This is a genomic window from Cyclobacterium sp. 10D3-21 (genome assembly GCF_055809755.1).
This window is the reverse complement of the sequence record NZ_CM147924.1, coordinates 5,088,280-5,101,602: the sequence shown is the minus strand read 5'-3', so window position 1 is coordinate 5,101,602 and position 13,323 is coordinate 5,088,280. Positions and strand designations below refer to the sequence as shown.

The 13,323-nt window shown below is 38.8% G+C and carries 11 protein-coding genes; 6 read left to right on the top strand and 5 right to left on the bottom strand.

Translation table 11 applies throughout. From position 1 onward, the window contains the following. Nucleotides 1-7 precede the first annotated feature (7 nt). The gene (locus tag AC0L7T_RS19650; RefSeq protein WP_473337759.1) at nt 8-1,021 is read left to right on the top strand and encodes an N-acetylmuramoyl-L-alanine amidase family protein; all 1,014 of its coding nucleotides are present in this window, start codon (nt 8-10) and stop codon (nt 1,019-1,021) included. A 209-nt stretch (nt 1,022-1,230) separates the two neighbouring features. Here AC0L7T_RS19650 and AC0L7T_RS19645 read toward each other — a convergent pair whose 3' ends face one another. Then, the gene (locus AC0L7T_RS19645) at nt 1,231-1,596 is read right to left on the bottom strand and encodes an Hpt domain-containing protein (protein ID WP_473337758.1); all 366 of its coding nucleotides are present in this window, start codon (nt 1,594-1,596) and stop codon (nt 1,231-1,233) included. A 149-nt stretch (nt 1,597-1,745) separates the two neighbouring features. Between AC0L7T_RS19645 and AC0L7T_RS19640 the strand changes: the two genes are divergently transcribed. From AC0L7T_RS19640 to AC0L7T_RS19630, 3 genes are all read left to right on the top strand, one after another. Then, nucleotides 1,746-4,007 (top strand): Tex family protein, encoded by a 2,262-nt coding sequence (locus AC0L7T_RS19640; protein ID WP_473337756.1) that lies wholly within the window; start codon nt 1,746-1,748, stop codon nt 4,005-4,007. 328 nt (nt 4,008-4,335) lie between these two features. Further along, nucleotides 4,336-4,593, top strand: a complete 258-nt coding sequence (locus tag AC0L7T_RS19635; protein WP_473337755.1) for a hypothetical protein — start codon at nt 4,336-4,338, stop codon at nt 4,591-4,593. Beyond that, nucleotides 4,590-5,363, top strand: coding sequence for a helix-turn-helix domain-containing protein (locus tag AC0L7T_RS19630; RefSeq protein ID WP_473337753.1), 774 nt, complete (start codon nt 4,590-4,592; stop codon nt 5,361-5,363). The genes AC0L7T_RS19635 and AC0L7T_RS19630 overlap by 4 nt, the downstream gene beginning before the upstream one ends. A gap of 14 nt (nt 5,364-5,377) precedes the next feature. Here AC0L7T_RS19630 and AC0L7T_RS19625 read toward each other — a convergent pair whose 3' ends face one another. Continuing rightward, complete coding sequence (locus AC0L7T_RS19625; RefSeq protein WP_473337752.1) at nt 5,378-6,139, bottom strand: hypothetical protein; 762 nt, start codon at nt 6,137-6,139, stop codon at nt 5,378-5,380. Nucleotides 6,140-6,300: 161 nt separating this feature from the next. Here AC0L7T_RS19625 and AC0L7T_RS19620 point away from each other — a divergent pair, with 161 nt between their 5' ends. Continuing rightward, complete coding sequence (locus AC0L7T_RS19620; RefSeq protein ID WP_473337751.1) at nt 6,301-6,921, top strand: 2OG-Fe(II) oxygenase; 621 nt, start codon at nt 6,301-6,303, stop codon at nt 6,919-6,921. Between the two features lie 12 nt (nt 6,922-6,933). Here AC0L7T_RS19620 and AC0L7T_RS19615 read toward each other — a convergent pair whose 3' ends face one another. From AC0L7T_RS19615 to AC0L7T_RS19605, 3 genes are all read right to left on the bottom strand, one after another. Continuing rightward, complete coding sequence (locus AC0L7T_RS19615) at nt 6,934-7,371, bottom strand: DUF4174 domain-containing protein (protein WP_473337750.1); 438 nt, start codon at nt 7,369-7,371, stop codon at nt 6,934-6,936. 347 nt (nt 7,372-7,718) lie between these two features. Then, the gene (metG, locus tag AC0L7T_RS19610; protein WP_473337749.1) at nt 7,719-9,779 is read right to left on the bottom strand and encodes a methionine--tRNA ligase; all 2,061 of its coding nucleotides are present in this window, start codon (nt 9,777-9,779) and stop codon (nt 7,719-7,721) included. 202 nt (nt 9,780-9,981) lie between these two features. Beyond that, the gene (locus tag AC0L7T_RS19605; RefSeq protein ID WP_473337747.1) at nt 9,982-11,307 is read right to left on the bottom strand and encodes a sulfatase family protein; all 1,326 of its coding nucleotides are present in this window, start codon (nt 11,305-11,307) and stop codon (nt 9,982-9,984) included. A gap of 389 nt (nt 11,308-11,696) precedes the next feature. Here AC0L7T_RS19605 and AC0L7T_RS19600 point away from each other — a divergent pair, with 389 nt between their 5' ends. Next, nucleotides 11,697-13,271 (top strand): beta-N-acetylhexosaminidase, encoded by a 1,575-nt coding sequence (locus AC0L7T_RS19600; RefSeq protein ID WP_473337744.1) that lies wholly within the window; start codon nt 11,697-11,699, stop codon nt 13,269-13,271. The last annotated feature ends 52 nt before the right edge of the window (nt 13,272-13,323 follow it).

Sequence of the window (13,323 nt, the reverse complement as noted above, 5' to 3'; positions counted from 1 at the left end):
AAGATTCATGTCGGTTTTTATTAAAGCTTTTTGTGTAGCCTTACTTTCTATTATTGTCCATTTCAACCTGTTTTCATCAACCTTAATGGCAACGCCTATAGGGATTGCTCAGCCTCTTGTAGGTAAGGTTGTATGCATAGACCCTGGACATGGTGGCACAGCAGCTACGGATGACTATAGGGTTGGCCCTACTGGTGAAAGAGAAGAATGGATCAATCTGAGGGTAGCACTTCTTCTTGGAGAGCTATTGGAGCAGTCAGGCGCTAAAGTTATTCTTACAAGAACCACAGATACATTTATTCCATTGGCAGATAGAAGTAAAATGGCCTTAGAAAATGAGGCAGATCTATTTGTGTCTATTCATCACAATGCCACGGCGGACCCTAAGGTAAATTTTCCCATTGTCTATTTTCATGGAAGTGCTGAAGAAAATAGCGCCAGCGTTGATTTAGGAAGAAAGGTAGCCGAAAAATTAGTGAAGCACCTCTTCAAAAGTAAAGGTCCTTATAGCCTGGTTTCTGATTTTACAATATTTTCAAGCGCTGGGGCAAGTGTTCTGAGAGGAACATATGGCATCCCTGGGATAATAGGAGAGGCTACATTTTTCACCTCCCCCAAAGAAGAACAAAGGTTAAGATTGCCTGAATACAATGAAAAAGAAGCGCTAGCCTACTTTGAGGCCATTGTTTCGTTTTTTAGTATGGCTGAGGTGCCTGCTATTTCCGAAAAAAAGGATCCCTTTACAATAGATCCTTTCGAAGTTTTTCAGGAAGCAGATAGAATGCGACCGGAGGCAAAATTGTGGAAAGCGAATTTTTTAAAGGGAAAAAAACTTCTTAATAAAGGTGGGGGTCAACGATTGGTAGAGGCATTAGATTTATTGACGCTTTCAGTCAGGTCCTTTCCAGATTCATATGTTGCCAAAGAATGCCATGAATTGAGGGTGGAAATTCTCAGTAGGCAAAGGAATACCGAAGCGGTAGAGATGGAAGAAAAACGGCTTCGTTTCTATTACCCTTAAACCTAAAATAGGGAAGCCATAGAAATCTCAATAGGTCTAAAAGAAGTCTGAGAGAATTCAGTTTTAATACAAGGGGGGAAAGCCCGTGGATTATGAAAAATACAATGCTTTTTTGGCGCACAAGCTACTTTTTTTAAAAATGGCGATAAAAATTGCCCCAGATAGCTACGGAACCTTATTTAAAGCACGCCATGGATAAGGGTTGAAAATCATTGGCTTCTTTTAATTAGTTCAGCCTGTAACTGAAAGATTACATTTTTTAATCCAGTATTAATCTCCGTGATTTTTGAAGATAAATCTTCCGTTTGATTTTCCATTTCAGCCAAATGCTCTACTTCCCTAATAACAGGCATAAGGCTAGTAATTTTAATATTGTCTATACTTGGCTTTATTTGGTGCGCCAGGTCACGGATAACTTTGAAATTCGTATTCTCAACGGATTGGTCAAATCCAGAGATTGTATTTTCAGATTGGCTGATAAAAAGCCGGATCATCTCACTTATAAACTCATTACTACCACCGCTTATTTCTTCTAAATTTCCTAAATCATATAGTTTCTCCTGACTGTTTTCCATTTTTCTCTAAGTATAAATTAATTTGTAAATATACAATTTGCTGGGATATAAACGAATAATCGAATTCTTAGTTTTTTTACTGTATCCCAAAAAAATAGGCTTAAATTGCGTCCTATTAAACAAAAATCAGGATTTAATTATTTTTATTCATGTCAGATTTGAATCATTATTCCAAGATTGCCACTGAGTTAGGCGTTCGTGAAAAGCAAGTAATCAGTACGGCCAATTTACTGGATGAGGGAGCAACAGTTCCTTTTATTTCCAGGTATAGAAAAGAAGTCACCGGAAGCTTGGATGAGGTAGAAGTAGCTGCTGTTAGAGATAGATTGCAGCAATTAAGGGATTTGGACAAGCGCAAGGAGGCGATAATAAAATCCATTGATGAACAAGGGAAACTAACAGATGAGCTCGCAGGTAAAGTTCTTGCAGCAGAAACCATGTCCGTTTTAGAGGATATTTACCTTCCCTTTAAACCAAAAAGAAGAACAAAAGGTACCATTGCAAAAGAAAAAGGACTCGAGCCTTTGGCCCAATTGATTTTTGAACAAAATGCTATTGATTTAAATAAAGCTGCCGAAGAATACATCAATGCAGAGAAGGAGGTAAGCTCAATAGAAGAAGCCTTAAATGGTGCCAGAGATATAATGGCTGAATGGATCAATGAAAATGCTGAAATAAGAAAAAAGTTAAGAACATTGTTCATTGAAGAGGGTGAATTTGTATCGAAAGTCATACCTGGTAAAGAAGCTGAAGCCATCAAGTACAAGGATTATTTCGATTGGAAAGAGCCTGTCAAAACCGCTCCATCGCACCGAATTCTGGCCATGAGAAGAGGTGAAAAAGAACTTTTCCTGATGTTGGATACTGGTCCTGATGATCAGAGTGCTATAAAGATAATTGAGAAGGCTGTTGTCACAGAAGGCAATACTTCCTCAGAACAGGTAAAGCTAGCTGCTAAGGATGGCTATAAAAGGCTCCTTAAGCCTTCTATGGAGACAGAGGTGAGGTTGTATGCCAAGAAAAAGGCTGACGAGGATGCGATCAAAGTATTTACAGAAAACCTCAGGCAATTATTATTGTCATCACCGCTGGGTGAGAAATCCGTTTTGGCCATAGATCCTGGCTTTAGGACTGGATGTAAGGTGGTATGCCTTGGTCCTCAGGGTCAACTTCTACAAAGCGAAACCATCTACCCGAATGAGCCTCAAAAGAAGATCATGGAATCTACGGCTTTGGTGAAATACATGGTAGAGAAAAACGCGATTGAAGCCATCGCTATAGGTAATGGTACTGCGAGCAGAGAAACAGAAAATTTTGTTAAAAGCATAGGATTGCCCAAAGAGATTTTGGTGGTGATGGTCAATGAAAGTGGGGCATCTATCTATTCTGCTTCGGATGTGGCAAGGGAAGAATTTCCTGATTATGACCTTACCGTAAGGGGAGCGGTTTCTATTGGAAGAAGACTGATGGATCCCTTAGCGGAATTGGTTAAGATTGATGCCAAATCCATTGGAGTAGGTCAGTACCAACATGATGTGGATCAGTCTGCATTGAAAAACTCCCTTGATGATACCGTTATGAGTTGTGTAAATGGTGTAGGTGTTGAAGTGAACACTGCTTCCAAACAATTGCTTACCTATGTATCAGGTCTTGGACCCTCACTTGCACAAAACATTGTAAATTATAGAAATGAAAATGGGCCTTTTAAAAGTAGGGAGGAGATTAAAAAAGTCCCAAGGCTAGGTGATAAAGCATATGAGCAGGCGGCAGGATTTTTAAGAATTCGAAATGGGGCCAATCCCCTAGATAGCAGTGCTGTTCATCCAGAGAGATATGCGTTGATTAATAAAATGGCTCAAGACATGGGAGTGTCAGTTGATGAGTTGGTAAAAACAGAGGAACTGGTCCAGAAAATCCCGCTAAAGGATTATGTCAATGAACAAGTAGGATTACCTACACTCAAAGATATCCTTGAGGAATTGGGCAAACCTGGCAGAGACCCGAGAGAAAAGTTTGAAGTTTTTCAGTTTGAGGATGGTGTCAACGAAATGAAGGACCTTAAAGTAGGAATGAAATTGCCGGGTATAGTAACCAATATTACCCAGTTTGGAGCATTTGTGGATATTGGAGTACACCAGGATGGCCTTGTTCACTTAAGTCAAATGGCGGACAGGTTTATCAAGGATCCCAAAGAAGTCGTGGCTGTAAATCAAAAAGTGATGGCAACGGTAATGGAAGTGGACATGCCAAGAAAACGAATTGGTTTAAGTCTCAAGTCAGATCCATTCGCTGCCAATACTTCTTCTGCCCGAAAAGATAAACCTCGCCGCAAGCTGCAAGAGAGTCAAAAGGAAGTAAAAGAAAGTATGGAAGATAAACTTGCCCAATTGAGAAAGAAATTTGGCAATTAATCCACTACTTTTTCTGAAATACATTCAATTGGTAGTAAGCCTGTGGGAATTTATTCTCACAGGCTTTTTTTGTGCTCACCTTGCCTTTTAGTAGTAATAACCATTTATTTCCCAGCCAGTAAAACCAGAGCGTTCCAGGGCGCTTCATAATAGGAGTATTCTAGTTTCTAGATATGGATACCTAAAAGTATTAAGCGTTTTCTCGGGCCTGAATAATAGCGAATCGTGGGTTTTATAATTTATATTTTAAACTTTTGTTCCATTTGAATAGGTTAATTAAAATAACATTTCTATTTTTATAATGTTGATTAAATAAACATAATGAAAAATGAGAGACCTAAACAACATAAGTTTTACTACGAAAAAATTGGTTTCTGGCAACCTCCAGGTGAAATTTCAAATCCAAAATGCTTCAAGACCCAGCTATGGTTACCTTTTGGTCAATCAGGCTTTCTCTGATGAAGATATTATGGAGGAAATAAAGTTAAGGTTGAACTTGCGGGAACAATCTAAAATGGACTTATTAAAGTTTACCTTTAAAAACCAATGGAAAGATGACCACCAATTTTATTTGTATTCAGCATGAGTTTTTTGGCAAGTAACCTCAAGGTTTTACGTAAAAAATCAGGACAAACCCAAACCCAATTGGCGGAGGAACTTGGGCTGCAAAGAACCATGATTTCTGCCTATGAAGATGGTAGGTCTGAGCCACGACTTTCGACAATTCTTACATTGACTAAAATATTTGATGTATCAATAGATGAGTTGACAAGTTGGGATATAGCGGCCAAAGGGCGTCAATTTTTGCAACGAGAAAAGTTAAAAATACTCACAGTTACCCTAGATCAAAATGATCAGGAACGGATTAGCATGGTGGGTAAGAAAGCATCAGCAGGTTATCTAAATGGATATGCGGACCCTGAGTACATGGAGAATTTACCCAATTTCGGATTGCCAAACCTTTCAGCCAATCAAACTTACAGGGCTTTTGAAATAAGTGGAGACAGCATGTTGCCCTTGCTGCCAGGGACGATTGTTGTTGGGGCTTATCTTGAAAGTCCAGCGGAAATTAAAAATGGTAAAACGTATGTTTTGGTGACTAAGAATGATGGTATTGTTTACAAAAGGGTATTCAATTATATTGCCGAGAGAGGTAAATTATTTGTTGTCTCTGACAATCAGGTTTACAAGCCATACGACATTTCTATTCAGGAAGTGATTGAAATATGGGAAGCCAAAGCCTTTATAAGTACCCATTTTCCTGATCCATCTCCAAGTGCACCGATTTCATTGGAAGAAATAGGTAAAATGATTTTAGACATTAAATCTGATATTAGAAAAATAACCAGTCATTAATACAATACCAATCATTATAAAAGGTCACTTAATGCCTGTATAATTTTTTTCTTTGCATCAAAAGATGGATCCAGGTTGATAATGCCCTTCTCAAATTCATGCCATAATCCATCCCCGCAATCCAGATACCTGCCATTTTTTTCAGGTTGTTCCTCCATTGCCAAGTCGTAATCATAATCAGGAATAAAAATCAGTGAGGCAAGGTCCCTACCGCTTTCCCAATCCATTTCCTTTTCTTTCCCATTTACATTTAGCACTACTTTTCGCAAAGAAAATTTATAAACCAGATCGATCAGCGTTTTTTTATCCTTTGTAATTTCAAGATACCTGATTTGCATCGGAGCTTCTTTTTTGCTGATTTCATAGATGGCTTGAATGAAATCCTGGCAAGTAAAGTACCAATCTTCTTGATTTAAAGGGATGTCACGGATCATCTTACCATGGACATCTTTTGCGAGCAATTTAATCCCCCCATTATCTCCAAGGCTTTTTAAATTAGACCATTTTGAAGCAGAATAAAGCTTTTTAAAAATATCCTCCCATAGCTTAGGGATTTCACCCTTGTACCCATAATCATCAGCCATGGTAAATCCTTCGTCCATGATCTCTTCAGGGCTTAGGTTTTCTCTGTCTGTATACTGAATGTCAAATTGAGTATTTACAAAATTTTTGCTGAAGGAGAGTTTTAGCTTAAAAATATGGCTAAAAGGAGGAGGTACTTCTCCTGTGATAAAATCAATTTCCAATCGTACAATATCGTCTGATTTTAAATGCATATTTTTAATTATCTATGAGCGAGCACAAAATTAACGCTTAATACTAAAAAAAAAGGATAAAAGTGAAATTTCCATTCAGCTATTTATTATTTAGATCAATTTCAGAATAAAATAGGATAGTAAATGAAGATTGTTTCGGATTATAGTCGACATTTGAGCTTATGGATGATTTGGCGAAAAGCAATGATATAGTGGTTCAGGAACTTTATGAGAAAGGCTGGTCTGTAGTGGATAACTATATCTCCGAAGATTTCAGAACAGATTTACTCCGTGAACAGAAAGAACTTCTGATGCATGGGCAATTTAGATTGGCAGGAATTGGTAGCGGAGAAACTTTTGCAATTAAACCTGAGATAAGAAGTGATAAAGTGCTTTGGATGGATGAAAACCTATTGACACCAATCCAGGAAATTTATTGGGACAAAATGGATCGCCTAAAATCAGCTATTAACCGACGTTGTTTTTTAGGCCTAAAATCCTTCGAAGCCCATTTTGCCATGTATCCACAGGGTTCTTTTTATTCCCGTCATCTGGATCAATTCCAATCAGTCAATTATAGGATTGTAAGTGTTATCCTTTACTTGAATGATACTTGGGAGGAATCTGATGGGGGCGAATTAAGAATGTATTTTACCAGACCTGACGGAATAGAAGAGTACCAGGATTACTTTCCAGTAGGCGGCAGGTTAATTGTTTTTTTAAGCGGAGAAATACCCCATGAAGTTTTACCAACGAATAAGGAAAGGATTAGTATTACAGGTTGGATGAAGGATAGGGATTAAAGACTTGTCTGATTATTCGTTTGCTTGATCTGGATTTCTTTTAATTTCTTTGATGCGCATAGGCATCGCGTCTATGGTTGCAAAAAGTGCTCCCCAGTCAATGGTATCTCTTTCATTTTTCAATTTTGAGGAGCCGTCTTTTCCTATGAGAACATAGCTATGTTGCTTTGATCCCAGCTGGTAAAGTTGTTTTAACTTTTTTTGATAAACAGGTTCGAAGCCATAGGAGGAATTACTAAGTAGACTGTCACCAAAATAAAAGTAGATCAAGTCACGGTCTTTTAGTTTGAGTTCAAGATCCTCTGTCAAATTAAACTCCATTTCCTTTGCTTCATGTACTGAAGGGAAAACCAACAATACACGGTTTTTCCATTGGAGATCTGAGAGTGTGATATTTGATTGAGAAAATGTGCTGCCAATAAAAAATAAAAAAGTGATAAGAATCTTCATATTTGAATTGTATATACTTTAAACAAATATAACAATAAAAGAAGAGAATTGTTCTAATAACTTTTGCGTTGATCTACTATCAATATATTTAGTAGTTGATTGTTACCTAGTAATTTAACTAGAAGTTAAAACAGGTGAAAAGAAATGGCATGAAGCTAGCTTAGGTAGATGTTTCGTCGCATATTTATTGGCCACGGGCTTGCACCCGTGGCCAATAAAATTTTCATTTCTTAAGCGGATAGCCAAGGAAATATTTTAGTATCAATATTTGCTACTAGAAACCTGCCCAACCTTATTGCATCAGGTTGTAGCTAATGTAAAAAGGATGGTTAATGCTTTTTCAGGGTTTAACTAATACTGGATCCTGGATTGGTTGCTTCGTGTGGACTAAGTAATTTTAACTTTCCTTCCGAGTCTTCAGCCATCAAGATCATTCCTTCAGATTCAATTCCAGCCATTTTTTTAGGGGCCAGGTTAAGAAGCATGGTTACTTGCCTTCCTACCAATTCTTCTGGTTGGAATTGCTCTGCTACTCCACTAAGTACTGTTTTGATCCCTATGCCTGTGTCCACTTTTAGTTGAAGAAGTTTCTTGGATTTTTTGACTTTTATCGCTTCAACGATGGTTACTACACGTAAATCCAATTTCACGAAATCATCAAAAGAAACGAGTTCTTTCATTGGGGCAGCCTTGAATTTAGCTGCTTCATTTTGTTTTTTGCTATCGAGAAGTTTTTGAATCTGTGTTTCTACCGTGTTGTCTTCTATTTTTTGGAAAAGCAATTCAGCCTTTTCAATGCTGTCTCCTTCTTTTGCTAAATCCATTGTCCCTGCATCGTCCCAATTTAATGCGCTTAAGCCTAGCATGTTTTTGATTTTCTCAGATGTGAAGGGTAAAAAAGGCTGAGATAAAACAGAAAGGTTAGCGACTATGTTTATAGCAATATTTAGTATTGTTGAGGTCCTTTCCTGATCAGTTTTGATGGTTTTCCAAGGCTCCGTTTCAGCCAGGTATTTATTGCCTGTTCGCGCAAAATCCATCATTAGAGCAAGGGCCTCTCTGAATCGATATTTCTCTATGGACTGGGCGATTTTATCCGGATACTCTTTTAAGTTGCTGATGAGTTCTTCATCTACAGGCGCTAACCCATAATTTTTAGGGACTTTTCCTTCAAAATATTTATGTGTCAACACAAGAGCTCTATTGACAAAGTTACCAAAAATGGCTACTAATTCATTGTTGTTTCTTGCCTGAAAATCTTTCCAGGTAAAGTCGTTGTCCTTGGTTTCAGGAGCATTGGCTGTGAGGACATATCGCAGAACATCTTCCTTACCAGGGAATTCTTCCAGATACTCATGCAACCAAACCGCCCAGTTCTTGGACGTTGAAATTTTTTGGCCTTCCAAATTAAGGAATTCATTGGCAGGTACATTTTCAGGTAATATAAAATCCCCTAGGGTTTTCAATATTGCCGGAAAAGTAATGCAATGAAATACAATATTGTCCTTTCCTATAAAGTGGACCAGTTTGGTTTCCTTGTCCTTCCAATACAACTCCCAATCTTTCCCGTTTTCCTTGGCCCATTCTTTTGTGGAGGAGATATATCCTATTGGTGCATCAAACCAAACATAAAGCACTTTGCCTTCAGCCCCAGGAATAGGAACTGGTATTCCCCAATCCATGTCGCGAGTCATGGATCTGGGTTGGAGTCCATCTCCTGACTCCAGCCAGCTTCTACACTGTCCCAAAACATTGTTTTTCCAGTCATTGGCATGTTCTTCCAAAATCCATTTTTTTAGAAAGGGAGTAAATTTCCCAAGATCCAAAAACCAATGTTTGGTCATTTTTAGAACAGGGGTATTGCCACTTAGTTTTGATCTTGGGTTGATCAAATCTGTAGGACTTAGTGATGAGCCACATTTCTCGCATTGGTCTCCATAAGCTTCTTCATAACCACAGTTAGGGCAGGTTCCTTCTATATACCTGTCAGCCAAAAACTGATTGGCTTCCTCGTCATAGTATTGCTCCGTTTCCTTTTCATCAAACTCGCCTTTTTGATACAGTTCAGTAAATAACTGGCTGGCTGTTTCATGATGGACAGGTGAGGTGGTGCGGGAGTAATGGTCAAAGCTGATTCCGAATTTCTCAAAACTACTCTTCATTATTCCATGATACCTGTCAACTACTGCCTGGGGAGTAATGCCTTCATTTTTGGCTTTAATGGTTATGGCCACGCCATGTTCATCAGATCCGCAAACGTAGGCTACGTCCCTCTGTTGCAATCTTAAGTACCGTACGTAAATATCGGATGGAATATAACAGCCTGCTAAATGTCCAATGTGGAGAGGGCCGTTAGCATAAGGTAATGCAGAAGTAATGGTATATCTTTTGAAGTTCTTTTCGCTCATAGAATGCAAAGATAGCTAAAATTGATTTTGAGTGAAACAGGAAGGAAGATTTATCCTTCGTGTTAGTAGAAGCTTTAGTTGGCAAATACATGGATACTTTTGGCTTTCATAAGCTGGAACAAAAGTCATAGGGTAAATTGCTTAATTTCATTATTTGATCAATAATCAAGCTTAACTAAATTAAGAAAACAATAGCTTCCATTTAAAAATCGCCATCAAAGCCTTTCGCCAAATCAGTGAGTTTCGCTACTGTCTCGGCGTTTTGATTGGCCACATTGTCTATTTCTGCAATGTCCTCATCCAAATTATATAGGGCTACCTGAAACTCTCCATCTGACTTTTCATCCCATCCGATTGATTTTTTTAGGTGAAGTTTCCATTTTCCAAGCCTAACTGCTTCCAAATTGCCATTTCTTGCGTAAAAAAAGAATGGACGCTCAGGAAGTTTGGTTTTTTCAGGAGCTGATAAAAATGCACTAATGTCTATGCCATCCATTTGTAATCCGCTTGGAATTTTGGAGGAGGATATTTTTGCAAGTGTAGGAAACAAGTCCAAAGTACTGACAAATTCATCTGTAACTTTTCCTTTGGGGATTTTGCCTGGCCAGGAAATTATTCCCGGCACACGTTGCCCACCTTCCCATGTTTGAGCTTTCTTCCCCCTTAGTGGTTTGGCTGAACCTTTTGCTGGACCATTGTCGGAAGTGAAAATAAAAATGGTGTTTTCATAAATGCCTTCTTCTTTCAAAGCTTTTATTATTTCACCTGCGCTCCAATCTAATTCCATAATCACATCCCCATAAAGGCCATTTTGACTTTTGCCTTTGAAGGCAGGAGAAGCATAGAGTGGTGTATGAGGCATGTTGTGCGCCAAATAAATAAAGAAAGGTTTCTGGCCCTTGTTTTTGATTTGTTTTACGGCTTCTTCAGTGTATCTTTTTGTTAGGAATTGCTGATCAGGACCACTTTCAATTAACTCAGTATTTCGGTAAAATGGAAGGGGCGGAGACTGAAAATCTATTTTTTCATAATAATAGTTGTCCATGTCATTTGAATAGGGAACACCATAGAATTCATCAAATCCTTGATTGTTTGGCATAAACGCTTCCTTGTGCCCCAAATGCCATTTGCCAATGCAGGAGGTAGTATATCCACCCTCTTTTAGCATTTCTGCCATCGTATATTCATTTGGCGATAGGCCTCCATCTGAATAAGGGAATAGCACCGCCTCATGAAGATTGCTTCTTTTGGGATAGCGACCGGTGAGTAAGCCTGCTCTTGAAGGCGTACAAACGGTAGCAGGAACATAAAAATTGGTAAACCTAATGCCTTCAGCTGCCAACTGATCTAAATGCGGCGTTTCAAATCCCTCAGCTCCAAAAGAACCTAAATCAGCATAACCTTGATCATCCGTAAAGAAAATAATGATATTTGGTTGGGTTTCGTAGTCATTGTTTGAACATGACGAAAGGCCAAAAAGTAAAAACGCCAGAAGTGCTGGCCAGCAAAGTATTAAATTAATTTTCATGAAATCTATCCTATAGTTAATTCTTGTAATGGGAAAGTAAAGTTTCGCAATTGAACTTACGCACAATTCGTTTTGGAGTAAGCCAAATTTACAATTTTATCTTTGTTGTGTTTACCCAAATTGTAAATTTCAGGGAGGCCTTTATTGTAACCAGTTTTGTGTCTGGTATTTAACCCGAAATAGGCTATGGCCCTTTTATTACCTGATTCAACCACTCTGAAATCATTAAATCGCTACTATGAACTGGTCTTTGAGGATGCTCATTTCCTTTTTTCAGGTGCTTTTCGAATAGCGCAAGGATAAGCCAAATAATAATCCTATTGCATAATCTGAGTTAAAGGTGAATTTTTTTATAATTTTGCCCTACAATTTTATCTGATTCATCTCCCATGATTAAAAGCTGCTTCTTTTCCTTGTTATTTTTATTGTTTACGCTTGACTTGGCTATCGCTCAGGTCCAACCTGAAATCATTCCTATGCCTGCTTCCTACAAATTGACGGAAGGGGAATTTTTGTGGGACAATAAGGTAGGACTTTTGAAGAATGATTTTCCAGACCAAGGGACTTTCCTTCAGCAGGAAGCCTTAAGGCTTTTGGCTATTTCGCTACCTGAAATGGAATCCCCGGCAAAAACAATTACTATAAGAAAATCCAAGGATATTGATGAAGGTTATAAATTAAGCATCCACCCAAAAGAGGTTGTCATAGAAGCTGTAGATGAGGAAGGCGCATTTTACGGAGTCATTTCCTTATTGCAACTGGCGCATGCGGCTGAGGTGAAAAGTGGTCAATTATCCTTGCCCAATTGGGAAATACATGATTTACCGCGGTATGAATGGAGAGGGGTGATGTTGGATGAGTCCAGGTATTTTTTTGGAATGGAAAAGGTGAAGCAGTTGCTTGATCACATGGCTTATTACAAATTGAATACTTTCCACTGGCACTTGACAGATGCTCCCGGATGGCGCATCGAAATCAATGGTTTCCCAAAACTAGCCACCGTTGGAGGGATAGGGAATCAATCAGATCCCAATGCACCAGCCACTTATTATACCCAAGATGAAATTAAAGAAATCGTGCGATATGCCAGTGAGCGAATGATCACGGTGATACCGGAAATAGACATGCCAGGCCATGCTACGGCAGCCAACAGGGCCTATCCAGAACATAGTGGTGGGGGTTCAGAAAGGTATCCTGACTTTACTTTTCACCCAGCCAAAGAGACTACCTATACCTATTTAAGCCAGATCTTAAGAGAGGTGGATGTATTGTTCCCAAGTAACATGATTCACCTGGGTGGAGATGAGGTGAGTTTTGGCAATCAAATGTGGCCAAATGATCCCAAAGTTCTTGATTTGGTAAAAAAAGAGGGATTAAATGGAATGAAAGGAGTGGAAGACTATTTCTTTGAGAGAATGGCAGACACCCTTTTCCATTTAAACAATAAGGTTTTGGCCTGGGATGAAATGGCAGGGGCTAATTTACCTAAAGACAAGTCGATTATATTTTGGTGGCGACATGACAAAATGGAACAGCTTAGCCTTTCTCTGCAGAATGGCTACCCAACTGTAATTTGTCCTCGGATACCTTTTTACTTTGACTTCCTTCAGCAGGAAGATCACAAATATGGCAGAAAATGGGCAGGTGCTTTTGCCCCCTTAGCAGCAGTTTATGATTTTGAGGTGAAAGTTTTTGGGGTCAAGCCAGAAGAGAGGTCTCTTATACTGGGAATACAGGCCAATCTTTGGACAGAAACTGTTGACAACGAGCAACGGTTTGATTTTCTATTGTACCCAAGGATAGCGGCCTTGGCAGAGGTGGTTTGGTCAAAACAAGAGGTCAAATCCTATGCAGGGTTTATGAATCGGTTATCAGTTCATTTGGAAAAATACAAAGCTGAAAAAATTTATTATTTTGATCCCTTTGATCCCGATCATCACCCAGAACCGGTATATGAACCCTGACAGGTAAGGCTGTTTTCATGAGCTACCTGTCAGGGTTTGAGAAAAAGGAGTT